At 63.7% G+C, this 26,664-nt stretch carries 29 protein-coding genes; 14 read left to right on the top strand and 15 right to left on the bottom strand.

The features are described 5' to 3' along the window. The first annotated feature begins 177 nt into the window (after positions 1 to 177). From corA to AC0L26_RS00955, 3 genes are all read left to right on the top strand, one after another. Complete coding sequence (gene corA / locus AC0L26_RS00965) at positions 178 to 1,152, top strand: magnesium/cobalt transporter CorA (RefSeq protein WP_473630845.1); 975 nt, start codon at positions 178 to 180, stop codon at positions 1,150 to 1,152. A 100-nt stretch (positions 1,153 to 1,252) separates the two neighbouring features. Next, complete coding sequence (locus AC0L26_RS00960; protein ID WP_473630844.1) at positions 1,253 to 1,714, top strand: MaoC family dehydratase; 462 nt, start codon at positions 1,253 to 1,255, stop codon at positions 1,712 to 1,714. Continuing rightward, positions 1,711 to 2,181, top strand: coding sequence for a MaoC family dehydratase (locus tag AC0L26_RS00955; protein ID WP_473630843.1), 471 nt, complete (start codon positions 1,711 to 1,713; stop codon positions 2,179 to 2,181). Before AC0L26_RS00960 ends, AC0L26_RS00955 begins: the two co-directional genes overlap by 4 nt. 49 nt (positions 2,182 to 2,230) lie before the next feature. On the opposite strand, the gene AC0L26_RS00950 is transcribed toward AC0L26_RS00955, so the two are convergent. From AC0L26_RS00950 to petA, 4 genes are all read right to left on the bottom strand, one after another. Then, positions 2,231 to 2,776: an adenine phosphoribosyltransferase gene (locus AC0L26_RS00950; RefSeq protein WP_473630842.1), complete on the bottom strand. Its 546-nt coding sequence runs from the start codon at positions 2,774 to 2,776 to the stop codon at positions 2,231 to 2,233. A 99-nt stretch (positions 2,777 to 2,875) separates the two neighbouring features. Then, positions 2,876 to 3,748, bottom strand: coding sequence for a cytochrome c1 (locus AC0L26_RS00945; RefSeq protein WP_473630841.1), 873 nt, complete (start codon positions 3,746 to 3,748; stop codon positions 2,876 to 2,878). Between the two features lie 89 nt (positions 3,749 to 3,837). Next, complete coding sequence (locus AC0L26_RS00940) at positions 3,838 to 5,139, bottom strand: cytochrome b (RefSeq protein ID WP_473630840.1); 1,302 nt, start codon at positions 5,137 to 5,139, stop codon at positions 3,838 to 3,840. A 17-nt stretch (positions 5,140 to 5,156) separates the two neighbouring features. Continuing rightward, positions 5,157 to 5,717, bottom strand: a complete 561-nt coding sequence (gene petA, locus AC0L26_RS00935) for a ubiquinol-cytochrome c reductase iron-sulfur subunit (RefSeq protein WP_354493214.1) — start codon at positions 5,715 to 5,717, stop codon at positions 5,157 to 5,159. A gap of 301 nt (positions 5,718 to 6,018) precedes the next feature. Here petA and AC0L26_RS00930 point away from each other — a divergent pair, with 301 nt between their 5' ends. Then, positions 6,019 to 6,375 carry a cupin domain-containing protein gene (locus tag AC0L26_RS00930; protein WP_473630839.1) on the top strand — a complete coding sequence of 119 codons (357 nt, stop codon included), beginning with the start codon at positions 6,019 to 6,021 and terminating at the stop codon, positions 6,373 to 6,375. Between the two features lie 84 nt (positions 6,376 to 6,459). Further along, entirely contained in the window at positions 6,460 to 7,311 is an 852-nt protein-coding gene (locus AC0L26_RS00925; RefSeq protein ID WP_473630838.1) for an alpha/beta fold hydrolase, read from the top strand. A 108-nt stretch (positions 7,312 to 7,419) separates the two neighbouring features. Here the strand turns inward: AC0L26_RS00925 and AC0L26_RS00920 are convergent, their stop codons facing one another. The 4 genes from AC0L26_RS00920 to AC0L26_RS00905 are packed head-to-tail and all read right to left on the bottom strand — an operon-like array spanning position 7,420 to position 12,005. Next, positions 7,420 to 7,734 (bottom strand): DUF6665 family protein, encoded by a 315-nt coding sequence (locus AC0L26_RS00920; RefSeq protein WP_473630837.1) that lies wholly within the window; start codon positions 7,732 to 7,734, stop codon positions 7,420 to 7,422. 30 nt (positions 7,735 to 7,764) lie between these two features. Next, on the bottom strand, positions 7,765 to 9,648 hold the full coding sequence (locus AC0L26_RS00915) for an ABC transporter ATP-binding protein (protein ID WP_473631510.1): 1,884 nt from the start codon (positions 9,646 to 9,648) through the stop codon (positions 7,765 to 7,767). A gap of 10 nt (positions 9,649 to 9,658) precedes the next feature. Then, positions 9,659 to 11,533 (bottom strand): ABC transporter ATP-binding protein, encoded by a 1,875-nt coding sequence (locus AC0L26_RS00910; RefSeq protein WP_473631509.1) that lies wholly within the window; start codon positions 11,531 to 11,533, stop codon positions 9,659 to 9,661. Positions 11,534 to 11,561: 28 nt separating this feature from the next. Continuing rightward, positions 11,562 to 12,005: a hypothetical protein gene (locus AC0L26_RS00905; RefSeq protein WP_473630836.1), complete on the bottom strand. Its 444-nt coding sequence runs from the start codon at positions 12,003 to 12,005 to the stop codon at positions 11,562 to 11,564. A 422-nt stretch (positions 12,006 to 12,427) separates the two neighbouring features. Here AC0L26_RS00905 and AC0L26_RS00900 point away from each other — a divergent pair, with 422 nt between their 5' ends. Together AC0L26_RS00900 and soxR are read left to right on the top strand one after the other, a co-directional pair. Then, positions 12,428 to 12,886, top strand: coding sequence for a tRNA (cytidine(34)-2'-O)-methyltransferase (locus AC0L26_RS00900; protein ID WP_473630835.1), 459 nt, complete (start codon positions 12,428 to 12,430; stop codon positions 12,884 to 12,886). A gap of 169 nt (positions 12,887 to 13,055) precedes the next feature. After that, a complete protein-coding gene (gene soxR / locus AC0L26_RS00895) occupies positions 13,056 to 13,502 on the top strand; it encodes a redox-sensitive transcriptional activator SoxR (protein WP_473630834.1) in 447 nt (148 codons plus the stop codon). Here the strand turns inward: soxR and AC0L26_RS00890 are convergent. Beyond that, positions 13,499 to 13,756, bottom strand: coding sequence for a hypothetical protein (locus AC0L26_RS00890; RefSeq protein WP_006202578.1), 258 nt, complete (start codon positions 13,754 to 13,756; stop codon positions 13,499 to 13,501). The genes soxR and AC0L26_RS00890 overlap by 4 nt on opposite strands. A gap of 105 nt (positions 13,757 to 13,861) precedes the next feature. Between AC0L26_RS00890 and hemF the strand changes: the two genes are divergently transcribed. The 3 genes from hemF (at position 13,862) to AC0L26_RS00875 (ending at position 15,735) form a co-directional block, all read left to right on the top strand. Further along, a complete protein-coding gene (hemF, locus tag AC0L26_RS00885; RefSeq protein WP_473630833.1) occupies positions 13,862 to 14,776 on the top strand; it encodes an oxygen-dependent coproporphyrinogen oxidase in 915 nt (304 codons plus the stop codon). Between the two features lie 244 nt (positions 14,777 to 15,020). Beyond that, entirely contained in the window at positions 15,021 to 15,281 is a 261-nt protein-coding gene (locus AC0L26_RS00880) for a DUF1344 domain-containing protein (protein WP_473630832.1), read from the top strand. Positions 15,282 to 15,549: 268 nt separating this feature from the next. Continuing rightward, positions 15,550 to 15,735 (top strand): DUF1059 domain-containing protein, encoded by a 186-nt coding sequence (locus AC0L26_RS00875; RefSeq protein ID WP_027024449.1) that lies wholly within the window; start codon positions 15,550 to 15,552, stop codon positions 15,733 to 15,735. Positions 15,736 to 15,740: 5 nt separating this feature from the next. Here AC0L26_RS00875 and AC0L26_RS00870 read toward each other — a convergent pair whose 3' ends face one another. The 3 genes from AC0L26_RS00870 to AC0L26_RS00860 are packed head-to-tail and all read right to left on the bottom strand — an operon-like array spanning position 15,741 to position 18,315. Further along, positions 15,741 to 17,009 (bottom strand): CCA tRNA nucleotidyltransferase, encoded by a 1,269-nt coding sequence (locus tag AC0L26_RS00870; RefSeq protein WP_473630831.1) that lies wholly within the window; start codon positions 17,007 to 17,009, stop codon positions 15,741 to 15,743. After that, entirely contained in the window at positions 17,006 to 17,638 is a 633-nt protein-coding gene (locus tag AC0L26_RS00865) for a CoA pyrophosphatase (RefSeq protein ID WP_473630830.1), read from the bottom strand. The genes AC0L26_RS00870 and AC0L26_RS00865 overlap by 4 nt, the downstream gene beginning before the upstream one ends. A gap of 47 nt (positions 17,639 to 17,685) precedes the next feature. Further along, the gene (locus AC0L26_RS00860; protein ID WP_473631508.1) at positions 17,686 to 18,315 is read right to left on the bottom strand and encodes a DUF1285 domain-containing protein; all 630 of its coding nucleotides are present in this window, start codon (positions 18,313 to 18,315) and stop codon (positions 17,686 to 17,688) included. 146 nt (positions 18,316 to 18,461) lie between these two features. On the opposite strand from AC0L26_RS00860, the gene AC0L26_RS00855 reads away from it, so the two are divergent. From AC0L26_RS00855 to AC0L26_RS00840, 4 genes are read left to right on the top strand one after another with little or no spacing between them, the layout of a single operon-like run. After that, positions 18,462 to 19,466, top strand: a complete 1,005-nt coding sequence (locus tag AC0L26_RS00855) for an AAA family ATPase (protein WP_352933427.1) — start codon at positions 18,462 to 18,464, stop codon at positions 19,464 to 19,466. After that, on the top strand, positions 19,466 to 20,380 hold the full coding sequence (locus AC0L26_RS00850; RefSeq protein ID WP_473630829.1) for a DUF58 domain-containing protein: 915 nt from the start codon (positions 19,466 to 19,468) through the stop codon (positions 20,378 to 20,380). Before AC0L26_RS00855 ends, AC0L26_RS00850 begins: the two co-directional genes overlap by 1 nt. Then, positions 20,377 to 23,202, top strand: a complete 2,826-nt coding sequence (locus tag AC0L26_RS00845; protein ID WP_473630828.1) for a DUF4159 domain-containing protein — start codon at positions 20,377 to 20,379, stop codon at positions 23,200 to 23,202. The genes AC0L26_RS00850 and AC0L26_RS00845 overlap by 4 nt, the downstream gene beginning before the upstream one ends. Positions 23,203 to 23,205: 3 nt before the next feature. Beyond that, positions 23,206 to 25,293: a hypothetical protein gene (locus tag AC0L26_RS00840; RefSeq protein WP_473630827.1), complete on the top strand. Its 2,088-nt coding sequence runs from the start codon at positions 23,206 to 23,208 to the stop codon at positions 25,291 to 25,293. A 52-nt stretch (positions 25,294 to 25,345) separates the two neighbouring features. On the opposite strand, the gene clpS is transcribed toward AC0L26_RS00840, so the two are convergent. The 3 genes from clpS to AC0L26_RS00825 form a co-directional block, all read right to left on the bottom strand. Beyond that, entirely contained in the window at positions 25,346 to 25,651 is a 306-nt protein-coding gene (gene clpS / locus AC0L26_RS00835) for an ATP-dependent Clp protease adapter ClpS (RefSeq protein ID WP_354493199.1), read from the bottom strand. Positions 25,652 to 25,935: 284 nt separating this feature from the next. Then, positions 25,936 to 26,151: a hypothetical protein gene (locus AC0L26_RS00830; protein ID WP_473630826.1), complete on the bottom strand. Its 216-nt coding sequence runs from the start codon at positions 26,149 to 26,151 to the stop codon at positions 25,936 to 25,938. Positions 26,152 to 26,188: 37 nt separating this feature from the next. Further along, the gene (locus AC0L26_RS00825; protein WP_473630825.1) at positions 26,189 to 26,518 is read right to left on the bottom strand and encodes a hypothetical protein; all 330 of its coding nucleotides are present in this window, start codon (positions 26,516 to 26,518) and stop codon (positions 26,189 to 26,191) included. Between the last annotated feature and the right edge of the window lie 146 nt (positions 26,519 to 26,664).

The raw sequence follows: 26,664 nt of genomic DNA, 5'->3' as shown, positions 1-26,664 counted from the left end.
CACAGCCTCGTGCGCGGCCACATAAGCCTTTTCGCGCGCTTGACTGCCTGCAATGCCCGGTCTAAGGGGCGTCTGCACCCAGCACGTGCTTTCATCGAAAGCACCCGTCCCGTGCAATCCGAAACGACGCAGCTATCGAACGCACCGCTCTTTGGCCACAGCAAGGGAGACCCGGCGATGATCAAGGCATTCGTCGTGGACAATGATCGACTGCGCCTCGCTGACGATCTCTTGGCAAACAGCGACAGGATCGTCTGGGCCGATCTTCTGAACCCGACAAAGGAGGAGGAAGCGACGATCGAGACCTGGCTCGGCGTTGCCATCCCGACGCGCGAGGAGATGGAGGAGATCGAGATTTCGAGCCGCCTCTATATCGAGGACGGCGCCTATTTCATGACCGCCACGCTGCCGGCCCAGACCGAGGCCGACGATCCTCTGATGTCGCCGGTCACCTTCGTGCTGGCCGGCAACAGGCTGATCACCGTGCGTTACCACGAGCCCAAGGCCTTCACGACCTTTCCGCTGCGCGCCGAAAAGGTGGCGACCGGCTGCACCAGCAGCGACACCATCCTGATCGGCCTGCTGGAGGCGATCGTCGACCGCCTTGCCGACATTCTGGAGCGCGCCGGCCGCGACATCGAGGCGATCTCGCGCGATATTTTCGAGGCAAGGTCGACCAAGGCTTCCAAGCGCAACCGCGACTTCCAGGAATTGCTGAAAGCCATCGGCCGCAAGGAGGACATCGCCTCCTCGATCCGCGACAGCCTGATCTCGCTACAGCGGCTGGCCGGCTTTCTCACCCACGCCTCGGCCCAGACTAAGATGAGCAAGGACGTCCGCGCGCGCATCAAGACCCTGTCGCGCGATGTGCTGTCGCTTGCCGACCACGCCACCTTCCTGTCGCAGAAGATCAACTTCCTGCTCGACGCGACGCTCGGCATGATCTCGATCGAGCAGAACGCCATCATCAAGATCTTCTCCGTCGCCGCGGTCATCTTCCTGCCGCCGACGCTGGTGGCGTCGATCTACGGCATGAATTTCAATGTCATGCCCGAGCTGAGCTGGCATTTCGGCTACCCGTTCGCCATCGGCTTGATGATCCTGTCGGCGATCCTTCCGTTCTGGTATTTCCGCCGCCGCGGCTGGCTCTGACCAAGGCTTGGCTAGAAATCTCTTGACCAAAGGCTGTCCGGCCTGCATCCGGGAACGCCGATCCCTTGGGATCGTACAATCTTGAACCGGATTCCAGACCATGACCGGAAAGACCTGGGCCTATGAGGATTTCGTCGAGGGAGCCTCGCTCGACCTCGGCACGAAGCTGGTGAGCGCGGCCGAGATCATCGAATTCGCGCAGGAATTCGATGCGCAGCCGATGCATCTCGACGAGGCAGCGGGCAAGGCCAGCATCCTTGGCGGGCTGGCGGCCTCCGGCTGGCACACATGCGCGATGTTCATGCGCATGCTGTGCGACGCTTTCCTGCTGGACTCGACCTCGCAAGGCGCCCCCGGTGTCGACCACGTCAAATGGAAAAGGCCGGTGCTGGCCGGCGACGTTTTGAGCGGCAACACCACCGTCCTTGCCAAGCGCCTGTCCAGATCCAAGCCCCAGATCGGCCTCGTCACCATGCGCAGCGAGCTTTTCAACCAGCGTGGCGAAGGCGTCTTCGAACTTGAGAATACCGTGATGTTCCTGACCCGAGGGGCCAGCGCGTGAGCCTCGACGAGTTCTTTCGCATCGGCGCCACCGTCACCCTCGGTTCCCACACATTCGAACCCGAGTCGATCAAGGCGTTCGCCCGGAAATACGATCCGCAGATATTCCATCTCGACGAAGAGGCGGCGAAGAAGAGCGTGTTCGGTGGCCTGTGCGCCTCGGGTTGGCACACAGCGGCAACCTGGATGAAATTGAACCTCGAAACCGGTGTGGAGGCCGAGGGCGCGCGCTGGGCCGGCGCTGGGCCTGCGCCCGAATTCGGCCCCTCGCCCGGTTTCAAGAATCTCAAATGGCTGAAGCCCGTCTATGCAGGAGAAACCGTAACCTTCACCCGCACCGCGCTTACCCACCGCCCCATCGCATCGCGGCCGGGCTGGCGATTATTGACGCTGCGCTCGGAGGCTTTCGATTCGACCGGCGACAAGGTTATCGAGCTCGAAAGTGCGGTGTTGGTGAAGGTGGGGTGAGAGCGCGGCTTACCTTCTCCCCTTTGTTGTGGGAGAAGGAAAAAGCGCATCAATGCCCCTCAAACCCGATCAGCGTCCTGACCGGCACGCCGAGTGCTTCGAGCTTGTCGCGGCCGCCAAGGTCCGGCAGGTCGATGACGAAACAGGCGGCGAGGATGTCGGCGCCGATCTGTCTGAGAAGCTTGACCGCCGCTTCCGCCGTGCCGCCGGTGGCGATCAGATCGTCGACGAGGATGACCTTCTCGCCCGGAGACACGCCGTCCTTGTGCATCTCCATCTCGTCCAGCCCGTATTCGAGGCTGTAGGCGACGCGCACCGTCTCGTAAGGCAGCTTGCCCTTCTTGCGGATCGGCACGAAGCCGGCCGAGAGCTGATGGGCGATAGCCCCGCCGAGAATAAAGCCGCGCGCCTCGATGCCGGCGATCTTGTCGATCTTCTCGCCGGCATAGGGGTGCACCAGTTCGTCGATGGCGCGGCGAAAGGCGCGCGCATTGCCGAGCAGCGTAGTGATATCGCGAAACAGGATGCCCGGCTTGGGGTAGTCGGGAATGGTGCGGATCGCAGCAAGCAGCGTGTCTTCGAGCGAAGATTTCATGAGGCGGAGATTCCGTTGCGGTACAGTTTTGCCGGTAAGCGGCCGAAAAGAAAAGGGCGCCTTTCGGCGCCCCGGGCATTTTCGTTCTTTCAGTACCGGTCAGTGCGCCACGCCGGCCCACACCTTGCGCTTGGTCAGATAGACCAGCGCGCCGAACAGCAGCAGGAAGACCAGCACGCGAAAGCCGGTCTTCTTGCGGGCTTCCAGATGCGGCTCGGCTGCCCACATCAGGAAGGCCGACACGTCGCGGGAATACTGGTCGACGGTCTGCGGAGAGCCGTCGTCATAGGTCACCTGATCGTCGGAAAGCGGCTTGGGCATCTTCAGCGACACGCCGGCTATGAAGTAGGGATTGTAGTGCGTGCCCTCCGGTATCTCCATGCCCGCCGGCGGCTGCTCGTCATAGCCGGTCAGCAGCGAGTGGATATAGTCGGGACCGCCCTGGGCGTATTGGGTGAAGATGTCGAAGACGAAACGCGGAAAGCCGCGCTCGACGCCGCGTGCCTTGGCCAGCAGCGACATGTCGGGCGGGGCAGCCCCGCCATTAGCGGCCGCTGCTGCCTGATCGTTGGGGAACGGCGCCGGGAAATGGTCGGACGGTATGCCGGGACGATCGAACATGTCGCCGGCATCGTTGGGACCGTCATTGATCGTGTACTCTGCCGCCAGCGCCTTGACCTGCGCTTCCGAGTAGCCAAGATCCTCCAGCGTGCGGAACGCCACCAACTTCATCGAATGGCAGGCCGCGCAGACTTCCTTGTAGACCTTCAGCCCGCGCTGCAACTGTGCCTTGTCGTAGGTGCCGAACGGCCCGGCGAAGCTCCAGTCCATCTCCTTCGGCTCGTGTATCGGGAAATGCGTCGGCGCGGCTTCGTTGTGCGCCTCTTCCTGGGCGATGGCCCCGGTGGTCGCAGCGCCAGCGCCTGCCAAGACTAGGCCGAGCAGCGCCAGCGAGGTGAGAATCTTCTTCATGCCAAATCCCCTTGAGATTCTCTGCCGCGCCGTCGTCATCTCGAGCATGATCTTGTCCGAAAACCGGTCTCCACTGTTCAGGATCATGCTCAGCCCTTGGTTTCCGGTGCGGCCGTCGCGCCAGCCGGATGTCCGCCGCCGCCCTTGTTTTTCTCAAGCACCGCCTCGGTGATCGAATTCGGCAGCCGCCGCGGCGTTTCGACCAGGCCCAGCACCGGCAGCACCACCAGGAAGAACGCGAAGTAGAACAATGTCGCCATTTGCGCCATGAAGACATAGCTGCCTTCGGCCGGCTGCGAACCCAGCCAGCCAAGCAGGACGGCATCGATCACGAACAGCCAGAAGAACAGCTTGTACCAGGGCCGGTAGACCGCCGAGCGCACCTTCGAGGTGTCGAGCCACGGCACCAGGAACAGCATGGCAATCGAGCCGAACATCGCGAGCACGCCGCCGAGCTTGGAGTTGATCGGCCCGATATTGAAAGTGATGGCGCGCAGGATCGCGTAGAACGGCAGGAAGTACCATTCCGGCACGATATGGGCAGGCGTCTTCAGCGGGTCGGCGACTATGTAGTTGTCCGGGTGGCCGAGAAAGTTCGGCAGATAGAAGACGAAATAGGCGAAGATGAACAGGAACACGAGCATCCCGAAGGCGTCCTTGATGGTCGCATAAGGGGTGAAGGCGACGGTATCGGTCTTCGACTTGACTTCGATGCCGGTAGGGTTCGACTGGCCGACCACATGCAGTGCCCATATATGCAGCACGACGACGCCGGCGATCATGAACGGCAAGAGATAGTGCAGCGAAAAGAAGCGGTTCAGCGTTGGATTGTCGACGGCGAAGCCGCCGAGCAAAAGCTGCTGGATCCAGTCGCCGACCAGCGGGATGGCGCTGAAGAAGCCGGTGATGACGGTCGCGCCCCAGAAGCTCATCTGCCCCCAGGGCAGCACATAGCCCATGAAGCCCGTCGCCATCATCAGCAGGTAGATGATGCAGCCAAGGATCCACAGAAGCTCGCGCGGCGCCTTGTACGAACCGTAGTAGAGGCCGCGGAAGATGTGGATGTACACGGCGACGAAGAAGAACGACGCGCCGTTCGAATGCAGATAACGCAGCAGCCAGCCCGAATTCACGTCGCGCATGATCTTTTCGACCGAATCGAAGGCGAGCGTGCTGTCTGCCGCATAGTGCATGGCCAGCACGATGCCGGTCAGCATCTGCGCCGCCAGCATGAGCGCCAGGATGCCGCCGAAGGTCCACGCATAGTTGAGATTGCGCGGCACCGGATAGGCGACGAAGCTGTCATAGACCAGCCGTGGCAGCGGCATGCGGGCGTCAAACCAGCGTCCGATCCCGGTCTTGGGCGTGTAGGTCGAGTGTCCCTCGCTCATCGAAATGTCCCCTCGCCTCAGCCGATACGGATCTTGGTGTCGGAAATGAACTGGAACACCGGCACCGCCATGTTCTCCGGCGCCGGCCCCCCGCGGACGCGGCCGGCGGTGTCGTACACCGAACCATGGCACGGGCAGAACCAGCCGCCGAACTCGCCTTCCTGGCCAAGCGGAATGCAGCCGAGATGGGTGCAGACCTGGACCATTACCATCCAGGCTTCCTTGCCGGGCATGGTGCGGTTGGCGTCCGTCGCCGGTGCGTCGGCCGGCAGATTGGCGTTACGGGCCAGCGGATCCTTGAGCTGGGCCAGATTGACCGCCTCGCCGTCCTTCATCTCTTGTTCGGTGCGGTTGCGCACGACCACCGGCTTACCGCGCCATTTCACGACAAGCGACGTTCCCGGCGTCAGCGAAGAGACGTCGATCTCGACCGAGGCCAGCGCCAGCGTCGAGGCATCCGGGCGCATCTGGTCGATGAACGGCCAGGCGACGGCACCCGCGCCGACCACTGCCGCCATGCCGGTGGCGACGTAGAGAAAATCACGACGGTTGGGATCCTGGGTGTCGGTTGCGCTCACGGGTGCCTGATCCTTTCGCCTCTTCCGTGCCGGTGGCGAGCCTTGTTCCCCGCTCATTCACGCCAACCCGACAGCGCATGGCGAACAGGCTAGCGAATTCCTCCGGCATTTGGACTTCGGTTTATGCGTGAAGCCTGTTTTTGTCCAGACGGGTGAAGGCACAAGGGCAGATTGTCGCGGGGACGCAAATCGGCGTCGGGAGGCACGCCGACGAAGACGGCCAAACCACAGGAAAACAACGGCAAAACCGGCACCTGCGGTTACCTCGACAGGAGACCCGTCCCCGGTCTATCCTCGGCCCATGGCGCATGTCATCGACCGCGACAAATGGGCCGGGGCGTCCGACCGCCGGTCCGACCATTGGCAAGGCGAACTGCAGTGCGGCGCCTACGGCTCCAAAAGCTGCCTGATCTTCAACTATCTGCCGGAGATCGGCGGCGGCCCGCGGCTGCACACGCATCCCTATTGCGAGATATTCATCATCCGCGCCGGCACCGGGCTGTTCACTGTCGGCGACCGGCAGATCGAGGCATCGGCCGGCCAGATCCTGATCGTGCCGCCGGACACGCCGCACAAATTCACCAATCTCGGCCCAGGCCCGCTCGAGACCACCGACATCCACGAAAACGGCAGCTTCATCACTGAATGGCTGGAATAGACGCGCGGCGCTGCCATGTGGTGGGTCTGGCCACAGCCAAAGCGCGCGTTAGATCATCGGCATCCGCATCCAAAGGTAACGCGAATGCCTGGACGCAGCATAGAGGTCGAAGGCCTGACGATCGCCGTTCGCGAGGCGGGCCCGATGGCAGCGCCAGCCTTTCTCCTGCTGCATGGCTGGCCGCAAAGCTCCCATGCCTTCGAGCCGGCGATGGAGCGACTATCGCAAAAATACCACGTCATCGCTCCCGATCTGCCGGGCATTGGCGGCTCATTCGGTGCCCCGAAGGCCGGTGACAAGAAGACCCTCGCGAGGCTCATGAAAAGTGTCGCCGACGCTTTCATGCTGGACCGGCCAGTGGTGGTTGGTCATGACGTCGGCGGGCAGGTCGTATATTCAATGCTCCGCAATCATCGCGATGCTCTTGCTGGTGCGGTGATCATGGATGTCGCCATTCCCGGCATATCGCCGTGGGAGGAAGTGATCCGCAATCCGCAGATCTGGCATTTCGGGTTTCATGCCGTGCCAAGGCTCCCCGAGGAACTCGTGGCCGGTCGTGAGCGCGCCTATTTCGATTTCTTCTTCGACGCTCTGAGCAAAGATGGCTCCGCTATTTCGTCCGAAGCGCGAGACATCTACGCCGAAGCCTATTCCCGCCCCGAAAGCCTGAAGGCCGGTTTCGACTGGTATCGCGCCTTCGCCGTCGACGCCAGGGAGAACACAACGACGCCGAAGGCCCGGATCGACGTGCCCGTGCTGTATCTCAGAGGGTCGGCCGAGCCCGGCGCTATCGAGGATTATCTGGAGGGTCTTCGTTCTGCGGGGCTCACCAATATCGAATGCGGCATCATTCCTGACAGCGGCCATTTCGCCGCCGACGAGAATCCGGGGGCGCTTGTCGAACGGCTCATGCGCTTCCGCGAAAAAGTCCGCTAAAGGCATGTGCCCAAAAGCATGCCCGGCTTGACCAAAGGTGCGCGGCGGCTTTGGGACGAGGATGCAACATTAAAGCGCGTCGCGCTTTGAGCTGCAGGCGCCGAATGCCTATCTGGCGCCGAGCCTGGCCAGCACGGCTTTTGGGATGTTGTATTCCCGGATCACCGCGTCGTGCTTGCGCAAGCCGCACAGTTCGCGCTGGATGAAATAGCCGTGGACGGCCTCCGCGGCATCCTTGAGCAGCCGGGCACGCTGTTCGCCATCGTCGCCATGTTCGCGCAACCTCGCCAGCGTTTCATCCACGCGTCGGCCGGCGCGGCCGAGCGCCGCTGCCTTTTCGCCGAGGATTTCATGGCCGAGCAAGTCGAGTGCGCTCTCCTGCGCTCCCGACCGTCCGAAATTCGATGGCATTCGCACCGACATGGTCCACTCCGGTCTTGCTGAAATCTGGCCCTATTCCGCCGGCCGCGTCGCCTCCAGCACGCTCTCTTCGTTGAACAGGAAGCCGCCCGACTGCCGCTTCCACAGCCGCGCATAAAGCCCGTCGAGTGCGACCAGTTCGTCATGCGTGCCTTGTTCAACGATGCGGCCGCCGTCGAGCACCACCAGGCGATCGAGTGCCGCGATGGTCGACAGCCGGTGCGCGATGGCGATGACCGTCTTGTTCTCCATCAGCCTCGCCAGATTTTCCTGTATGGCCGCCTCGATGTCGGAATCGAGCGCCGACGTCGCTTCGTCGAGTATCAGGATCGGCGCGTCCTTGAGGAAGACGCGGGCGATCGCGACGCGCTGACGCTGGCCGCCGGACAATTTCACCCCACGCTCGCCGACAAAGGCCTCGTAGCCCTGGCGATCGCGATTGTCGCGCAAGTCGAGGATGAAGTCGTGCGCCTCGGCCTTCTTGGCGGCCGCGATTACCTCGGCGTCGGTCGCGTCGGGCATGCCGAGCTTGATGTTGTCGCGAAGCGAGCGATGGAACAGTGCGGTATCCTGGCTGACGACGCCGATATGGGCGCGCAGAGAATTCTGCGTGACTTTGGCAACATCCTGGCCGTCGATCGTTATTTTTCCGCCCTCTAGGTCGTAGAGGCGTAGGATCAGATTGGCCAGCGTCGTCTTGCCGGCGCCGGACGGCCCGACCAGTCCGACCTTCTCGCCCGGCCGCACGACAAGGTCGATGCCGTTGAGTACGCCGAACCCCTTGCCGTAGTGGAACTCGACATTCTTCACGTCGATCCGGCCGCCGCTTACCACAAGCTCCCTGGCGTCGGGCGCATCGGTCAGGCCGAGCGGCTGCGAGATCAGCGCCTTGGAGTTTTCCAGCACGCCGAGGTTCCGTAGGATGCTGTTGAGCTGCATCATCAGCCTGCCGAGCAGCATGTTGAGCCGCAGCACCAGCGACAGCGTGAAGGCGACGGCGCCTACGGTGATCGAGCCTTCGACCCAGAGATAGACGGCAAAACAGGCGATCGCCGTGATCATGATCCCCGACAGCGTCGTCAGCGCCATGCGCACGCCGGTCAGCCGGCGGGTGAACGGCCGCAGTGCGTCGAGATAGATATCGAAACCGCTCCTGATGTAGCGGTCGTCGCCGTCGGCAGAGAACAGCTTCAGCGTCTGCACGTTCGAATAAGAATCGACGATGCGGCCGTTGATCATCGAACCGGCCTCGGCGGTTGCCTCGGCATGCTTGCGGATCGCCGGCACATAGCGCTTGGCCAGCCAGCCGAAGGCGGTGATCCAGATCACCACCAGCACCGCCAGCCTGAGATCGAGGCTGGCGACCAGAACCAGCGTCGTCACCGTATAGACGACCATGAACCAGACGACCTCGATGAAGCTTTCCATCAAATCGCCGGTCGCCTGCCCTGCCTGCCAGACCTTGGTCGCGATGCGGCCGGCGAAATCGTTCTGGAAAAAGGCGTAGGACTGGCGCGAGACATGGCGGTGAGCCTGCCAGCGCACCAGATTGTAGAAGCCGGGCGTGATCGTCTGCTCGTCGACCAGCGCCGCCAGGCCGACGACGATGGTGCGGATGACCAGCACCACGACGGCCATGAAGACAAGTTCGGGACCGGCGGCAGTCCATAGCGCGTCCCAGCTGCGCTCGCCGGGGAGCTGGTCGAGAATGTCGACCAGCCGCCCGACGAAGTAGAACAGTCCAGCCTCGACCAGCGGCGCGATGCCGCCAATGAGCAGCATGGCGAAGAAGGCGACCTTCGCCTGGCCAACATAGTGCCAGAGGAACCCCCTGACGCTGACCGGTGGCCGAAGGTCCGCGGGCTCCCTGAATGGATAGACCCAGTTCTCGAACCAGCGATAGACGGCAATCATCATGCGGCTGCCATCATTCGGCTGCTTGACCCTTGACGATGGCGTCGTTGGCGGCGGCGCCGTCGTCGAGCAGGAAGCCGCCCGACTGGCGCTGCCAAAGCTGCGCATAAAGCCCGCCGCTGGCGACGAGTTGCTCATGCGAACCTTCCTCGATGACGCGGCCCTTGTCCATGACGACGAGCCGGTCCATCGCTGCGATGGTCGAGAGCCGGTGCGCGATGGCGATGACGGTCTTGCCTTGCATGAGCTTGTAGAGATTCTCCTGGATGGCCGCCTCGGCCTCGGAATCGAGCGCAGACGTCGCTTCGTCGAGAATGAGGATCGGCGCGTCCTTCAGCATAACGCGGGCAATGGCAATGCGTTGCCGCTGGCCGCCGGACAATTTGACGCCGCGATCGCCGACGTGCGCGTCGAAACCCGTGCGGCCACTGGCGTCCGAAAGCCTCGATATGAAATCAAGCGCCTCGGCCCGGCGTGCTGCCTCTACCAGCATCTCGTTGCTGGCGTCCGGCCGGCCGTACAGGATGTTCTCGCGCACCGAACGATGCAGCAGCGAGGTGTCCTGGGTGACCATGCCGATCTGAGCACGCAGCGAATCCTGCGCCACCGCCGCGATTTCCTGGCCGTCGATCAGGATCCGGCCAGCTTCGAGGTCGTAGAAGCGCAACAGAAGGTTGACCAGTGTCGACTTGCCGGCGCCCGAGCGGCCGACGATGCCGACCTTTTCGCCCGGCTTCACCGTCAGCGACAGGCTTTCGATGATGCCCTTCTGCTTGCCGTAGTGGAAGCGGATGTCCTCGAAACGGATCTCGCCCTTGGTCACGGCAATATCCTTGGCCCCAGGCCTGTCTTCGACGAGGCGCGGCAGCGAGATCGAGCTGATGCCGTCCTGCACAGTGCCGATGTTCTCGAACAAGGCGGACATCTCCCACATGATCCATTGCGACATGCCCCACAGCCGAAGCACGAGGCCGATGACCAGGGCGACGGCGCCGATCGTCACCGCGTGGCCGAGCCACAGCCACAGCGAGATCGCGGTGATCGAAAACAACAGCAGCGAGTTCAGGATGTAGAGCAGGCCGTAGAGCTGCGTCACCAGCCGCATTGACCGGTACACCGTGTCGAGAAAGCCGGCCATGCCTTCCCGGGCGAAGGACGCTTCGCGACGTGCGTGCGAGAACAGCTTCACCGTCTGGATATTGGAGTAGCTGTCGACGACGCGGCCGGTCATGGTCGAGCGCGCATTGGCCTGCTCCTCGCCGACCTTGCCCAAGCGCGGAATGAAGTAGCGCAGGAGCAAGACATAGCCGGCAAGCCAGACGCCAAGCGGTGCCGCCAGCCGCAAGTCGGCCGAGCCGACGATGAACAGCATGCCGAGGAAATAAACGACGATATAATTGAGCACGTCGATAAGCTTGATGACGCACTCACGCACCGCGAGCGCGGTCTGCATCAGCTTGGTCGCGATGCGCCCGGCGAACTCGTCCTGGTAGAAGCTCATCGACTGTTTGAGTAAGTAGCGATGCACCTGCCAGCGGATACGCATCGGATAGTTGCCCATCAGCGTCTGCTGGTTGAGGAGCGAATGGAACCAGACCGTCGCCGGCAAGGCAAAAACCACGATGAACGCCATGGCGGCGAGGTTCCAGCCCTCGGTCTGCAGGAACGTCTCGCGATTCTGCACCGACAGCCAGTCGACGATCCGGCCCATGAAGCCGAACATCCACACCTCGGCGACGGCAATAGCCGTCACCAGCACCGCATCGAGAGCGATGTAGGGCCAGGCGCCGCGCGTATAGTGCACGCAAAAGGCGATCAGCGTCTTCGGCGGCTCGACCGGTTCCTCGGCGGGGAATGGATCGAGCCTTCTTTCAAACCAGCGGAACATTGTCTTGGTACTCATATGCTGTTTTCGCTCACGCGGCGCGGGAGCTCGTGGCGTCCTGGGAGCGCGTAACGTTCTGGAAACGTGGAACATCCTGGGATCGCGTGGCGGCAAAGATCGGCGTCCCCGAATCATCCGGGCCGCCGATCCTGCTTCGCGCAATATAGGACGTCGCAGTCTTTTCGCCGACAGGCTCGTTTGGCGATCCTGACAGCGCGGTGTCGACGACCCGGAGTTTCGCGCCTGTCTTTGCGCCAGGCCGGATCAGTCTGATAATGCGGCGCACCAGCGACGGCCGGCTGCGGTCGGGAACCGCGCGCGAGAAATCGACGTCCGGCAGCATGCCGCGATGTGGGCGCCGACGGGTCTCGGCGTGAACCGCCGACGAATAGGTTTCGCCGATCAAAAGCGCCCAGGTCGCCATCCTGCGCTCGTGCAGGCTTCTTGAACCGGGAATTCTGCAGGGATCGAACATCGGTCCGTCCTCCGTGTGAAAGTGTAGGAAAAACGCTGAATCCGGCCTGTTCGCGGGCGAACGGCCGGCGAAAGGCGAGGATTGAACAAAGGCGTGTTCAGGCGGGGCGTTCAGCCCCTTCGACAGCTTGAAAAACATCGCAGGATTCCTTCGAAGACCGAAAAAAGTTTCGGCTAAGAATCGGTGCGATCGAAGTCTAAAAGGTCAGGAGAATCGTCGTACCGAAACCGCCGGCAGGCTGGTAAGCCCACAAGAGGGGCGCTGGATGTACATGATCATCATGAATTACCCCTCCATCGGTTCGGGTTGACAATGCCCGGCGTATAACCGACTTCGAAAAAAATGACCACCCGCCAGTCCAGCAATTTCCAAAACCGCGCGACCTCTGTGGCCGATCTGCCACGGATCAAAATGGCGTGGAAATGAACGACCGTCTCCGCATCGCGCTCTACCAGCCGGATATCGCCGGCAACACCGGGACAATCCTGCGTTTCGCCGCTTGCCTCGGTCTCGGCGTCGACATCATCGAACCGGCCGGCTTCCCGCTCTCCGACCGGGCGCTGAAACGAGCCGGCATGGATTATCTCGAAATGGCGCGGCTTTCCCGGCATGTCGATTGGTACGCCTTCGAGAACTGGCGCAGAGGCGAAGCGCGGCGGCTGGTGCTGCTGTCGACCAAAGCTGCGACCGCCTATACGGATTTCGTCTTCGCCGACGATGACGTCCTTCTGTTCGGCCGCGAATCCGCAGGCGTACCGGATTCTGTCCACGAGGCGGCGGACGCGCGACTGATCATCCCGATGCAAGCCGCCGCGCGCAGCATCAACGTCGCGCTCTCGGTCGCCATGGTGACCGGCGAGGCGATCCGGCAGCTCGGATAGGATTTGCAGACCCTCGGTCGGCGCAACGTTTATCGCGGCTTTCTGGCCGACAACCACACCATCTCTTGTCACTCTCACCCAGGCGCACATCGCCTTCTCCTGCGGTTTGCATATCAAGAGTTTCTTGGTTACAAGCTCAACTTAACTTGAGGTCAAGCGGAAAATTCGAATGGCTGCGGTGACGGAATTGACGGTCGGTCAAGTGGCGGCGCGAAGCGGCGTGGCAGTGTCGGCGCTGCATTTCTACGAGGCGCGCGGACTGATCCGCAGCCACCGCACATTAGGCAACCAGCGGCGCTACGGCCGCGACGTGCTGAGGCGTGTGGCGATCATCAGGATCGCGCAAGAGGTCGGCATCTCGCTGGCCGAGATCGGTGCCGCACTTGAAGCGCTGCCTGAAGGCCGCACGCCGACGCGCGAGGACTGGAACCTGCTTTCAACGGCCTGGCGCGACCAGCTCGATCAGAAGATTGCCCAGCTGAAGAAGCTGCGCGACGGGCTGACCGACTGCATCGGCTGCGGCTGCATGTCGATCGACAAGTGCCCGCTGCGGAACAAGGAAGACCGATTGAGCGCTCAAGGCCCGGGAGCAAGGCGGTTGCTGGTCGCTCGTTAATCGGCCGCGGGCAATCGCCTGATGGTGAATTCGATGACGTCGCCCGGCCGCTCGAACCAGCTTTCGATCTCGGTCCAGTAGGCCTGCTTGGGAAAGCGCTCGAACCACTCCTTCGCCTTGAGCCGCGCATCGGAGCGCGGCAGGACGAAAGTCTCGCGCAGGAAGCCGTCGCGCGGCATGCGCTCGCGCTCGGCGCGCGAACGGTCGAGCCTCTTCTTCAGGCCATCCAGCGGCGGTCTTGCCGGGGTGCGCACGAAAGAACTCCATTCACACTTGACCCTTGCATCCAAGAGATTAGGGATCGCGGCCGGAAAAGACGAGTCATTTGTCGGGGCGCGCCCCGCAACCGGAGACAGCATTTGCTACGACCCGAAATAGCGGCGGGGCTGCCGGCCGACATCGAACAGAAGAAGATGGAGGCGCGGCTGTGGTTCGAGACGTTGCGCGAGCGCATCTGCGCCACTTTCGAGCAGATCGAGCAGGACCTGCAGGGGCCGCAGGCCTCATGGTCGCCCGGCCACTTCGAAAAGACGCCGTGGGAGCGGGACGCCGGCAAGGGCGGCGGCGGCATGATGTCGATGATGCATGGCCGCGTGTTCGAGAAGATCGGCGTCCACACCTCTACCGTCTATGGCGAATTCTCGCCGGAGTTCAGGAAGCAGATGCCGGGCGCCGAGGAAGACCCGCGCTTCTGGGCGAGCGGCATTTCGCTGATCGCCCATCCTTGGAACGCCAACGTGCCGGCCGTGCACATGAACACGCGCATGGTCGTCACCTCGCGCCACTGGTTCGGCGGCGGCGCCGACCTGACGCCGGTGCTCGACCGCCGCCGCACCCAGGACGACCCGGACACGGTTGCCTTCCACCGCGCCATGCAATTCGCCTGCGACAAGCATCCGGCGGTGGCCGACCACGCGAAATTCAGGGCCTGGTGCGACGAGTATTTCTATCTGCCGCACCGCAATGAACCGCGCGGCACCGGTGGCATTTTCTTCGACTGGTTGCATTCGGACGAGGACAAAGGCGGCTGGAACGCCGATTTCAACTTCGTCCAGGATGTCGGGCGCGCTTTTCTCGTCGTCTACGGACATCTGGTGCGGGCCAATTTCAACGATAACTGGACCGACGGCGATCGCGAAGAACAGCTGATCCGCCGTGGCCGCTATGTCGAATTCAACTTGCTTCACGATCGCGGCACCATCTTCGGGCTGAAGACCGGCGGCAACGTAGCCTCGATCCTGTCCAGCCTGCCGCCAGAGGTGAAATGGCCGTAAAATCTCGGTGAGCTGGACGTGAGCCGCATTCAGGTCCAAATCGCTGGATTCTGGCGGCGAATGTGGCACAGAGAATATCTTTTTCGTCTAATATCCCTTTGAAAAAACAGGACTATTTTTCGCTTCGGGCCGGGAAACGCCGGCGGTTCTCGCCTCCTCCAGAACCGCGACCCGACGCGACCGGACGGCCTATGATCGAGTGAGGCACCTTTTCAAGTGCCCTCATTTTCCAGGAGAGCATGCCATGCGCAAGCTTATTATGTCGGCTGCGGCTGTTGCCGTTCTTGCCTCTGGTGACGCTGCCTTCGCAGCGGTCAAGCACACCACGGGCACAGTCAAGGTCTATGATGGAACGGCTATGAGCCTTGTTCTAGATGACGGATCTACCTTTACGCTGCCCAAGGCCTTCAAGGATCCTGGCCTGAAGGTCGGCGAAAAGGTTCGCGTTTCGTGGGACATGAGCGGCAAGAGCAAAATTGCCGAGGCAGTCAGGATCGTGAAGTGACGGCCTGCCCGCTGAAGCAAGACGAGGTCTTGCCTCCAGAGCAAGACACAGTCTTGTCTCCGGGGTAGCGTAAGAGGGCGGAGCAGCGCTGCTCCGCCTTTTCGGTCGTGCGGCAACCAAAGCCACTCAATCGTGTTATGCTTGCTTGGCCAGCGCATGACCCGAAACCGATACCCGGTCTCGACAGGGATCATGCGTCGATCAAAGGTGCTGGAGCTTCCGCATTCAGCGAGTGCGCGGCGCTCCGAGGAGGAAAAGGAGAAATCCGATGAAGGAATTCCACTGCGGCTCGCTCGTTCCGGGTTGTGACTGGCATACGCGCGCCGAAGAGGAAGCTGAAGTCATGCGTCGTGCGGTCGAGCACATGCGCGAGACGCACGGCGAGACGATTATTCGCGAGACGATGATCGAAGCCATCCGTTCGCGCATCGAAAAGGCCCGCGACGCGGCCTGATTTGCTTAACTTTCGAGTGCTTCTGCGGCGCGCCCGAGGAGCGCGCCGCGATCCAGCGCAAAGCCGGACTCGATCCACTCGTTTTCGAGGTTTTTCAAGGTTGCGCCGAGTTTCGGCCCGGGCGCCGCGCCAAGTGTCGTCAGATCGGCGCCCTTGAGCGGAAAAACGGGCTTTTTCCACTTTCCGGCGAAGGTCAGCAGGCGCGAGAAGCCGCCGGCTTCGAGCAGCGCGTCATTGTCCTCGACCGCGCGGGCTCGAGCCGAAGCGAGCGACAGCCGCAAACGATCGACAAAGCCCTGATGATCGCCACGATAGAGCCGTTTTGCGAGTTCCGCCTCGGTCGTCTTCGGCTCGACAGGCGCTGTCAGCGCCCACTGCCTGAGACGGCCGGCTTGGCTGACCGAGAATCTCAGCCGCTCGGTGAGCGTCTTCATTCGCGCGGCGTCCGGCGGCACGATCGCTTCCAGCCTGAGCAGCGGGTCCGGCGTCCAGCCCAGATCCTTTTCGGCCCTGGTCAGCGCATGGATCGCATCGATGCCCCATTTCTCGCTTTCCGGCAGAACGCTGGTGAGCACGCTGGCCTGGCGCATCCACAGCAAGGCGCGCGATGGATCGGGCGCCGACAGCAGCTTCTTCAGCTCGGACCAGACGCGCTCGACCGAAAGTTGGCTGAGCCCCTCTTTGAGCCGGGCGCAAGCCTTCAGCCCTTCGGCATCCGGCCGGCCGTCGCCATACCAGGCGAAGAAGCGGAAAAAGCGCAGGATGCGCAGATAATCCTCGCGGATACGAGCTTCAGGATCGCCGATGAAGCGAAGCCGGCGCGCCTCGACGTCGGCAATGCCGCCGACCAGGTCGACAACCGTGCCGTCGGCCTCGGCATAGAGTGCGTTGATGGTGAAATCGCGCCGTTCCGCGTCGGCCTTCCAGTCGCGCCCGAACGACACTTTTGCCCGCCGCCCGTCGGTCTCGATATCGGCACGCAGCGTGGTCGCCTCGAATGGCTTCCCGCCGGCGACAATCGTGACGGTGCCGTGCTCGATGCCGGTCGGCACGGCCTTGAAGCCCGCCGCCTCGGCGCGGCGGATAGTCTCATCAGGCAGGCAAGTGGTGGCGATATCGACGTCGGCGACCGGCTGGCCGATGAGCGCATTGCGCACCGCGCCGCCGGCGACACGCGCCTCCTCGCCGCCATCGGCCAGCGCCGCCAGCAGGCGCTGCAGGTGCTTTTCGCCGAGCCAGTCGGCTTTGCCCGCGAGCGACACCCGGCCACTCACGTATAGAGCCTTTCATAGAGCGTGCGGATGATGCCGGCGGTGACGCCCCAGATGCGCTGACCGTCATAGGGCATCTCGTAGAAGAACCATTCCAGGTCGTTCCACATGCGGCTGTCGCGGCCATGGTTGGCCGGGTCCATCAGGAAGCGCAGCGGCACCTCGAAGGCGGCATCTACCTCCTCGGAATTCAGCGTCAGTGAAAAACTCGGCCGCACGATCCCCAGCACCGGGGCGATGCGATAGCCGCTGCCGGAGACATAATCGGGCATGCGGCCGATGATCTCGATCTGGTCCTGGCCGAGCCCGATCTCCTCGAATGTCTCGCGCAATGCCGCCGCCTCCGGGCTCGGATCGGTGGGGTCGATCGTGCCGCCGGGAAAAGCCACCTGCCCCGAATGGTTGCGCAGCTTTTCCGCCCGTTTGGTCAGGAGGACCGTGGCGTCGCGTCCATGATCGACCACCGGGATCAGCACGGCGGCATCGCGCAATGCCTTCGCCAGCTTCAACCGCGGATGGCCAGGATTGAAGCGATGGTCGCCGTAATCGTCGGCGGCATGCGCCAGCGGCTGTGCCGCGACACGTGCGCGAAAATCCCAGGCGGAAAACGGCGCCCCTGTCACTTGGTCCATAATGTCACTTGGTCCATAGCGTCACCTGGTCCATCGTACGCTGCCCATCATGCGCTCAGCCGCTGCAGTTTTTCCGCCGTCATGATCGGATAGATCGCGCCCTTCGAGCGGACGGCAAACATCCTTCTGCCGCCGACGTCGATCTCTTCGCCATGCCCGACCAGTTCGTACATGACCGGCCGCGCCACCAGCGCCTCCAGCCGCCCGCGCACCAGCACATAGGGTTTCAGGCCACCGGTCGCGTCCTCGTCGACGAAGCGCAGCGGATGGTCCGGCCCGGCCTCTACCACGTCGCCGACATTGGTGCGGAAGGTGATGACTTGGCCATCGCCGGTGCCGCAAACATCCATCTCGACGGCTATGAAAGGCGCGTCGACGACGCGGATGCCGACCCTTTCGACCGGCGTCACCAGATAGGTCTTGCCGTCTTCGTCCTTGCGCAGCACGGACGAAAACAGCTGCACCAGCGGCATGCGACCGATCGGCGTGCCCAGGTAGAACCAGGTGCCGTCCTGCCTGATCTCCATGTCGAGATCGCCGCAAAAGGCCGGATTCCAGCGCTCCACCGGGGCCGGCCCCTTGCCCGCGCGGGCGGCACGCGAGATCAGCGCCTCCAGTCCGCGCGCCTCGGTGGCTGCCGCCAAACTCTCTTCACGATCCTCGGCGCGTTCCGTCATGGTCACGAAATAGTCACTGTTGTTCCGCTTGTCAGCCTAAGTCTGTGATTTAAATTCAAAGACAGGCGCCATGCGAGGCCGAATCGCGGCATTCTGCGGCGTCGAGGGTGCAAGCCGGTATTTCCAACGAGAAGGATCGATGCTGCATGAGCGTGATGATCAAGGAAAGCCCGATCAGCGAAAAGGACATGATCGCCCAGGCCGAGACGGCGCTGGCCGACATTTCCAGGGTTCGCGACGGCGTCGGCCGCGTCATCTTCGGCCAGGAAAGCGTCGTCGAACGCACGCTGGTGGCGCTGCTGGCCGGTGGCCATGCTCTGCTCGTCGGCGTGCCCGGCCTCGCCAAGACCAAGCTGGTCGAGACACTGGGCATCGTGCTCGGCCTCGATTCCCGCCGCATCCAGTTCACGCCCGACCTGATGCCGTCCGACATTCTTGGCTCCGAGGTGATGGAGCAGGATGAATTCGGCAAGCGTTCCTTCCGCTTCATCTCCGGGCCGATCTTCGCGCAGCTGCTGATGGCCGACGAGATCAACCGCGCCTCGCCGCGCACTCAGTCGGCGCTGCTGCAGTCGATGCAGGAATACCACGTCACCATCGCCGGCGCTCGCCACGACCTGCCGGCGCCCTTCCATGTGCTGGCGACGCAGAATCCCCTGGAGCAGGAAGGTACCTATCCGCTGCCCGAGGCGCAGCTCGACCGCTTCCTGATGCAGGTCGACATCCTTTATCCCGAAATCGAGGCGGAGCGCCGCATTCTTCTGGAAACCACCGGCATTGAGGACGCCAAGGCGCAGAACGTGCTGCAGCCGGCGCGGCTGAAGGAGATCCAGACCTTGATCCGCCGCATGCCGGTGCCGGAAAGCGTCGTCGAGGCGATCCTCCAGCTGGTGCGCTCGGCGCGCCCCGGCCAGGGCAATGCCGAGACCGACAAGCACGTAGCCTGGGGCCCAGGCCCGCGTGCCAGTCAGGCGCTGACGCTGTGCGCCCGCGCCCGCGCCCTCTACGACGGACGGCTGGCGCCGTCGGTCGACGATATCAGAGCGCTGGCCGAGCCGGTGCTGCAGCACCGCATGGCGCTGACCTTTGCCGCCCGTGCCGAGGGCACGACCGTGCGCGACGTGGTGGCGAAACTGGCAAAAGGCATCTGATGGCGCGTATTGGCGAGGCCCAGGCACCGGCAGCGACGCGTGACGCGCTCGCCCGCGGCCGGTTGCGGGCGTCGCTGGTGCCTGACCTGCTCGTCGAGGCGCGCCGCATCGTCAACACGGTGATCGCCGGCTGGCACGGCCGCCGCAAGCGCGGCATCGGCGAGAATTTCTGGCAGTTCCGACCCTATGTCGAAGGCGATTCCTCGCGCATCGACTGGCGCCGCTCGGCCCGCGACGATCACATTTATGTGCGCGACCGTGAATGGGAGGCCGCCCATACGGTGTGGCTGTGGGCCGATCCCTCGCCCTCGATGCTCTACAAATCGACCGGAGCCACCGTCTCGAAGGAATCTCGTGCGCTGGTGCTGGCGCTGGCCATGGCCGAGCTTCTGTCACGCAGCGGCGAGCGCATCGCCTGGCCCGGACTGACCGATCCGTTCACCGCCCGCAACGGCGCCGAACGTATCGCGGCGCAACTCACCCATGCCGGCGAATTGCCGGCTAAGCCCGACCTGTCCGCCATCCGCCGCTTCTGCGACATCGTCATCGTCAGCGATTTCCTCGATCCGGTCGAGGACACGATCGCTTGGCTCGACGTGCTCGCCCGCCACGGTGTGCGTGCCCACCTGATTGAGGTCGCCGACCCGGCCGAGGAGAGATTTCCCTATGCCGGCCGCACCGAATTCACCGATCCCGAGACCGGCGACAAGCTGACCGCCGGCCGGGCCGAAACGCTGGGCGATGAATACCGCCTGCTTTACACCGCCCGTCGCCAGGAGCTGACCGACTGGTGCAAGCGGCTCGGCTGGAGCTTCACGGTCAACCATACCGACCGTCTCGCCTCCGAAGCGCTGGTGCGCGTCCATATGGCGATGACCGTCGATGGCAGCTCCGCCGGGAGGATCCGCGCATGAGCTGGCTGCCGCTCTCTTTCGGGGCGCCGATGGTGCTGTGGGGCCTTCTGGCATTGCCGGTGATCTGGTGGCTTTTGCGGTTCACCCCGCCCAAGCCGCAGACCGAGGTCTTCCCGCCACTGAAGATCCTGGCTCGCGTGCTGAAGCGCGAGGAGACGCCGCAACAAAGCCCATGGTGGCTGACGCTGCTCAGGCTGCTGATGGCGGCCCTTATCGTTGCAGCACTGGCCGAACCTGTGTTCAACCCGCGTGAAAAACTGCCGGCCGAAGGCGCCGCCCTTGCGCTGGTGATCGATAATGACTGGGCAAGTGCCGCCGACTGGGGCCAGCGCGTCGCCACGGCCGAACGGCTGATCGCCGATGCCAGCTCCAACGAGGTGCCTGTTATCATCGCCTTCACCGCCGAAAAGCCGAATGCCGAGATCGGCCCTTTCGATGCCGCCACCGCGCTCGACCGGCTGCGCGCGGCAAAGCCGCGGCCGATCCCGACCGACCGCCCTGCCGTCTACGCCCGCGTCGCGGCAACCCTGGAGAGCTTGCCGGGCGCCAGCGTCGCCGTGCTCGCCGACGGTCTGGCCCAGGAAGGCGACGAGGCCGCCTTCAACACGCTTTTGTCGAAGAACGCCGCCCGTGTCGTCTGGGCTGTCTCCGACCGGCCTGACTTGATCGGCCTGACCGGCGCCGACAATCAGGTGGACGGCTTCGAGCTGACCGCCATCCGTGCACCGGGCGATCCGGCGCCGGCTCAGGTGACGGCCGGCGCTTTCGACGATAAGGGCCGCCGCATCGCCGACGCCACGCTGACCTTCTCGCCGGGCGAATCCGCCGCCACCGGCACGATGGCGGTGCCGTTCGAACTGCGCAACGATTTCGCCTCGATTACGCTCGACGGCCAGCGGCAGGCCGGCGCCGTCCGCGTGCTCGACGAGAGTTCCAAGCGCCGCCGCGTCGGGCTGCTGTCGCAGGCCGAGGCCGACCAGGCGCAGCCGCTTCTGTCGCCGCTCTACTATATCAGACGCGCGCTGCAGCCCTTCGCCGATCTGGCTGAGCCGTCGAGCGCCGACCTTGCCGACGCCATCCCGCAACTGCTCGACCAGAAGCCGGCGATGATCGTGATGGCCGATATCGGCACCATTCCTGAGCAGGTGCGGCAAAGGCTGGTCGACTGGGTCGACAATGGCGGCACACTGGTGCGGTTCGCCGGCTCGCGGCTGGTCGCCGCCGGCAATGATGACGACCTGCTGCCGGTCAGGCTGCGCACCGGCGAGCGCTCGCTCGGTGGCGCGCTGTCGTGGACGACGCCGCAGCCGGTCACCGATTTCCCGAAGACCGGCCCCTTCGCCGACCTCGCTCCGCCCGCCGAGGTCACCGTCACCAGGCAGGTGCTGGCCGAACCGACGCCAGATATCGTCGAGCGCACCTGGGCGACGCTTGCCGACGGCACGCCGCTGGTGACCGGGATGAAGAAGGGCAAGGGCACGCTCGTCCTGTTCCATGTCACGCCGGAGGCAACTTGGTCGAACCTGCCGATCTCCGGCAGCTTCGTCGAGATGCTGCGCCGCATCGTGCAATTGTCGCGCAACCAGGGTGCTGCGGTCGCCAATGCCGAGGCCGCGGCCTCCTCGCTGGCGCCCTACCGCATGATATCAGCCGACGGCGCGCTGGTGCCGCCGACGCCGGATGCGCGGCCGCTGGTGCCGGGTGCCGGCCCGCTGCCGGTGACGTTCGAGAACCCGCCCGGCTTGTACGGCTCCGAAACCGGCGTCTTCGCCCACAATCTGCTCAATGCCGAAAGCAGCTTCGCACCGCTGGTCCGTCCTCAGATCACCGTGCCGGTTACCACCATCCAGTACGCTTTCGACGAATCGCAGAATTTGAAGGGCCCGCTGGTGGCGGCAGCCCTTTTGCTGATGGTGCTCGACACGCTGGCCGTATTTTGGATGGGCGGCCTGTTCTCGCGCCGGCCGCGCCGCGCCCGCACTGCTGCCGCAACCACCGCCGCGCTGATGATTGCGCTCGGCGCCCTGGTCGGCCACACCGACATCGCGCCCGCCGACGATGCCAAACCCGGCGACGAGCGGGCGATCGAGGACATTTCCAAGACCCGGATCGCCTATGTGCAGACCGGCGAGCGGAGCGTCGATTCGATCAGCCAAGCCGGGCTGGAGGGCCTGACCCGCTTCCTGATCGAGAAAACCGCGCTCGAGCCGGGGGCGCCGGCCAGCGTCGATATCTCTAAGGACCAGCTATCCTTCTATCCGCTGATCTACTGGCCGATCGACCCTGCCGCACCGATGCCGAGCCAGGCCGCGATCGCCCGCGTCGACGCCTATATGCAGCAGGGCGGCACGGTGCTGTTCGACACGCGCGACGAGTTCGCCACCGGCATCGGCGCGGATTCGGCCAGCCCGGCGACGGAGCGGTTGCGCGACATCCTCGGCAATCTCAACGTGCCGCCGCTGGAACCGGTGCCGTCGGACCATGTGCTGACCAAATCCTTCTACATCCTGCCTGAGTTTCCCGGACGCTTTGCCGGCAGCCCGCTCTGGGTCGCGGCGTCGCTCGAAGCCAGCAACACCGAGAACCGTCCGGTGCGCACCGGCGACGGCGTCTCGCCGATCATGATCACCGCCAATGATTTCGCCGGCGCCTGGGCGGTCGACGAGAATGGCGATCCGCTTTTGCCGACCGTGCCGTCGGATCCGATGCAGCGCATTTATGCGCTGCGCGCCGGCGTCAACATCATGATGTACATGCTGACCGGCAACTACAAATCCGATCAGGTGCACGTGCCGGTGCTGCTCGAACGGCTGGGGCAGTAAGCCATGAACTGGTCGCTCGCCTTCGAACCGCTCATCTCCTGGCCACTGCTTGGCTTGGTGCTGGCGCCGCTGTTGCTGCTGGCACTAGCCGGCCTGTGGCTTCGCCAGCGCGGCGCGGTCTTCCGTTTCGCCGCCCTGCTCGCGCTGGGTGCGGCCCTGCTCAACCCTGTTGTTCTCGACGAGGAGCGCGAGGCGCTGAAAAGCGTTGTCGCCGTCGTCGTCGACCGCAGCCAGAGCCAGGACATCGGCGAGCGCACCAAGCAGACGGACGAGGCGCTGGCCGGGCTTCAGCAGCGCCTCGCCCGCTTCAAGCAGTTCGACGTCCGCGTCGTCGAGGCCGGCAAGTCGGAAGCCGCCGAGGAGCGCACCGAAACGCGGCTTTTCAGCGCGCTCGAAGGCGCTTTCCGCGACGTACCGCCGTCGCGCATCGGCGGCGCCATCATGATCACCGATGGCGAGGTGCATGATGCGCCGGCCAGCACTCCCGACTTCAACGCCCCGCTGCACGCGCTGATCACCGGCAACGACCAGGAAAAGGATCGCCGCATCCGCTTCGAGAATGCGCCGCGCTTCGGTCTGGTCGGCAAGCCGCTCGAAATGACCTATCGCGTCATCGGCACCAACAATGAGGCCGGCTCGGTCGATGTGCGCGTGTCGGTCAATGGCGAGCAGGTATCGGTCGAGCAGGCCACCATCGGCCAGGCCATGCCGCTGCAAGTGACCATTCCCGGTGCCGGCCGCAACATCGTCGAACTCGCCATCGATCCAGAGCCCGACGAACTCACCGACACCAACAATCGCGCCATCGCGCTGATCGACGGCATCCGTGAGAATTTGCGCGTGCTGCTGGTCTCCGGCGAGCCGCATGCCGGCGAACGCACCTGGCGCAATTTGCTGAAATCCGACGCCTCGGTCGATCTGGTCCACTTCACCATTCTGCGGCCGCCGGAAAAGCAGGACGGCACGCCGATCAACGAATTGTCGCTGATCGCCTTCCCAACGCGCGAACTGTTCGTCGAAAAGATCAAGGATTTCGACCTGATCATCTTCGACCGCTACCAGCACCGCGACGTGCTGCCGATCCTCTATTACGACTACATCGCCGAATATGTCGAAAAGGGCGGCGCGCTGCTGATCGCGGCGGGGCCCGAATATGCCGGCGAAAGTTCCATCGCCCGCACACCTTTGATGTCGGCGCTGCCTGCGATGCCGACCGGCGAAGTCGTCGACAAGGCCTTCTATCCGCGCCTTACCGAGCTCGGCCAGCGCCATCCGGTGACGCGCGGGCTCGACGGCTCCGCCACCGAGCCGCCGCACTGGAGCCGCTGGTTCCGCACCATCGGCGTCGAGAACCCCGAGGGCGAGGCGGTGATGAAAGGGGCGGACGATCGCCCGCTGCTCCTGCTCGACCGCAAGGGGGAAGGCCGCGTCGGCATGTTCCTGTCCGACCAGGGCTGGTTGTGGGCGCGCGGCTTCGAAGGCGGCGGCCCGCATGTCCAGCTCTATCGCCGCATCGCCCACTGGCTGATGAAGGAGCCCGAACTCGAGGAAGAGCGGCTGACCGCCGACGGCCGCGGCATGATGCTGGAAATCCGCCGCCAGACGATGAGCGACGACCCCGGCCCGGCCCAAATCATCACCCCGTCCGGCAAGGCGCTGACCGTCAAGCTGGAAAGAGCCGAGCCCGGCGTCTTCCTGGGCAGTATCGAGACCAACGAGATCGGCCTTTACCAGGTCGGCAATGGCGATCTGAAGGCGCTTGCCCATGTCGGCCCGGTCAATGCACCGGAATTCACCGACGTCATTTCCACCGAGAACCGGCTGAAAGCGCCGGCCGAGGCCACCGGCGGCAGCGTGCGCCGGCTGGCGCCATCCTCAGCCCTCGGCAACCTCACAGGCGGCGTGACGCTGCCCTCGGTCGTCCCGGTCCGCGCCTCGGGCGCGGCGACCGGCAACGACTGGATCGGCCTGCGCACCACAGATGACAGCGTGCTGAAGGCCGTCTCGCGCGTGCCGCTGTTCGGCGGCTTCCTCGGCCTCGGCCTGCTGCTTCTGGCATTGGGCTCGATGTGGTACCGCGAGGGACGGTAGCGCGGCGGTTTATCCTTCTCCCACAACAAGGGGAGAAGGATAAAACGCTGCGCTACTCCTCCGGCTCCGTCGTGAACATCAGCGGATAGCCTTTGGCCTTGGCGGCATCGGTCGCCCGTGTCGCCTTGGTCTCAGCGACGTCCCTGGTGAAGACGGCGACGACGCAGACGCCGCGCTGGTGCGCGGTGATCATCACCCGCCGCGCCTGGTCTTCGCTCAGCTTGAATTCGCCCTTGAGCACCGTCACCACGAATTCGCGCGGCGTGAAGTCATCATTCAGCAGGATGACCTTGTAGAGCTTCGGCCGTTCGATCTTCGGCTGCGTTTTGGTGCGGGGTTTGGTGACAATCTCAGGCATCGGAACCGGCAATTGCGAGCGATAACTTCGCCTTATTCTGACATGGAGGAAAGCGGTCGTCTATTTTGAGCCGCGCACAAACCGCCTTTCGGCGGGCGCGGCCGTTCACAAGTCCGTGCCTATGTGGGAACTGCCGGCCGCCGTTCAACGGCTTGGCGCAGCGAAGCCCGGCAGGGATTTCGATGGCTCGGCCGCAGACGCCGCCCATCTGTAACGAAAAGAAGACCGCCCCAGGCGCATCGCAACTGGAGCGGTCTTTTTAGCAGGCAAGAGATGTCGCTGGATCAGGCCTTCGGAGCTGCCTTGATTGCGTGCTTCTTGTGCTTCTTGACGGTCTTCTTGGCGGCGACCTTCTTGACGATCTTGGCAGGCGCAGCGGTCGTCGCAGTCGTCGCCGCCGCGGTCGTGCCTGCGGCATTGGCGCTGCCGACGCCGAGAACCGGCATCGAGAAGGCAAGCGCGATGGCGAGACCGAGAGCAGAGAGCAGGGACTTTTTCATGGCTTCGTTTCCTTTTGCTTGCAGATCGGGTTGAGGGTCACTGAACCGGGTCGTTCGGTGTCACTCCAAGCAGCTTCAAAGCGTTGGCGAGCATCCGGATGCCCTGTGCCTGTTTCTTGTTGGCGCAGAACCGGTTGCCCTTTCTTTGAAGTGCCTTCGCCGCGGTGACCTGCGTTGCCGCGGCATGGGTTTCGAGGGCTTCGTCAAACTGACGGCTCAGGTTGCTGCAACGCTCGCTCCGGGTGATCGCCGCCTTTGTATCGGCGAGCTTTGCGTCGGCCACCTTTGCATAGGATTGTTCGACCGCGGCGGTGATAAGCGAGATGCCTAGCAACACACCCATCAAGCTGATCGAGAACCTTTGCATCGGTTTGTCCGTAATTCCGTAACGCGTGCCGCAGTCGATAACCTGACCGCCACGGCACCCCTTATGCCCTTGATTTTTTTCGGGAGTTTTTCCGAACTGTAGAATTTTGTTTCTGGATTGTTTCCGAGCAGCCCGTTCGGGGCCGC

It is taken from the genome of Mesorhizobium sp. WSM4823 (assembly GCF_055811195.1).
The sequence above is the reverse complement of the archived record's forward strand: the minus strand, read 5'-3'. Positions and strand labels throughout refer to the sequence as shown.

Excerpts from the sequence above, each read along its gene's own strand:
- AC0L26_RS00850 (WP_473630829.1), top strand. The coding sequence starts at position 19,466 with ATGGCGCGTATTGGCGAGGCCCAGGCACCGGCAGCGACGCGTGACGCG.
- AC0L26_RS00840 (WP_473630827.1), top strand. The coding sequence starts at position 23,206 with ATGAACTGGTCGCTCGCCTTCGAACCGCTCATCTCCTGGCCACTGCTT.
- AC0L26_RS00940 (WP_473630840.1), bottom strand. The coding sequence starts at position 5,139 with ATGAGCGAGGGACACTCGACCTACACGCCCAAGACCGGGATCGGACGC.
- AC0L26_RS00880 (WP_473630832.1), top strand. The coding sequence starts at position 15,021 with ATGCGCAAGCTTATTATGTCGGCTGCGGCTGTTGCCGTTCTTGCCTCT.
- AC0L26_RS00860 (WP_473631508.1), bottom strand. The coding sequence starts at position 18,315 with ATGACGGAACGCGCCGAGGATCGTGAAGAGAGTTTGGCGGCAGCCACC.
- corA (WP_473630845.1), top strand. The coding sequence starts at position 178 with ATGATCAAGGCATTCGTCGTGGACAATGATCGACTGCGCCTCGCTGAC.
- soxR (WP_473630834.1), top strand. The coding sequence starts at position 13,056 with ATGGCTGCGGTGACGGAATTGACGGTCGGTCAAGTGGCGGCGCGAAGC.
- AC0L26_RS00905 (WP_473630836.1), bottom strand. The coding sequence starts at position 12,005 with ATGTTCGATCCCTGCAGAATTCCCGGTTCAAGAAGCCTGCACGAGCGC.
- AC0L26_RS00910 (WP_473631509.1), bottom strand. The coding sequence starts at position 11,533 with ATGTTCCGCTGGTTTGAAAGAAGGCTCGATCCATTCCCCGCCGAGGAA.
- AC0L26_RS00845 (WP_473630828.1), top strand. The coding sequence starts at position 20,377 with ATGAGCTGGCTGCCGCTCTCTTTCGGGGCGCCGATGGTGCTGTGGGGC.
- AC0L26_RS00825 (WP_473630825.1), bottom strand. The coding sequence starts at position 26,518 with ATGCAAAGGTTCTCGATCAGCTTGATGGGTGTGTTGCTAGGCATCTCG.
- AC0L26_RS00950 (WP_473630842.1), bottom strand. The coding sequence starts at position 2,776 with ATGAAATCTTCGCTCGAAGACACGCTGCTTGCTGCGATCCGCACCATT.
- AC0L26_RS00915 (WP_473631510.1), bottom strand. The coding sequence starts at position 9,648 with ATGATGATTGCCGTCTATCGCTGGTTCGAGAACTGGGTCTATCCATTC.
- AC0L26_RS00855 (WP_352933427.1), top strand. The coding sequence starts at position 18,462 with ATGAGCGTGATGATCAAGGAAAGCCCGATCAGCGAAAAGGACATGATC.
- AC0L26_RS00875 (WP_027024449.1), top strand. The coding sequence starts at position 15,550 with ATGAAGGAATTCCACTGCGGCTCGCTCGTTCCGGGTTGTGACTGGCAT.
- AC0L26_RS00900 (WP_473630835.1), top strand. The coding sequence starts at position 12,428 with ATGAACGACCGTCTCCGCATCGCGCTCTACCAGCCGGATATCGCCGGC.
- AC0L26_RS00925 (WP_473630838.1), top strand. The coding sequence starts at position 6,460 with ATGCCTGGACGCAGCATAGAGGTCGAAGGCCTGACGATCGCCGTTCGC.
- AC0L26_RS00930 (WP_473630839.1), top strand. The coding sequence starts at position 6,019 with ATGGCGCATGTCATCGACCGCGACAAATGGGCCGGGGCGTCCGACCGC.
- AC0L26_RS00830 (WP_473630826.1), bottom strand. The coding sequence starts at position 26,151 with ATGAAAAAGTCCCTGCTCTCTGCTCTCGGTCTCGCCATCGCGCTTGCC.
- clpS (WP_354493199.1), bottom strand. The coding sequence starts at position 25,651 with ATGCCTGAGATTGTCACCAAACCCCGCACCAAAACGCAGCCGAAGATC.
- AC0L26_RS00920 (WP_473630837.1), bottom strand. The coding sequence starts at position 7,734 with ATGTCGGTGCGAATGCCATCGAATTTCGGACGGTCGGGAGCGCAGGAG.
- AC0L26_RS00865 (WP_473630830.1), bottom strand. The coding sequence starts at position 17,638 with ATGGACCAAGTGACAGGGGCGCCGTTTTCCGCCTGGGATTTTCGCGCA.
- AC0L26_RS00960 (WP_473630844.1), top strand. The coding sequence starts at position 1,253 with ATGACCGGAAAGACCTGGGCCTATGAGGATTTCGTCGAGGGAGCCTCG.
- AC0L26_RS00945 (WP_473630841.1), bottom strand. The coding sequence starts at position 3,748 with ATGAAGAAGATTCTCACCTCGCTGGCGCTGCTCGGCCTAGTCTTGGCA.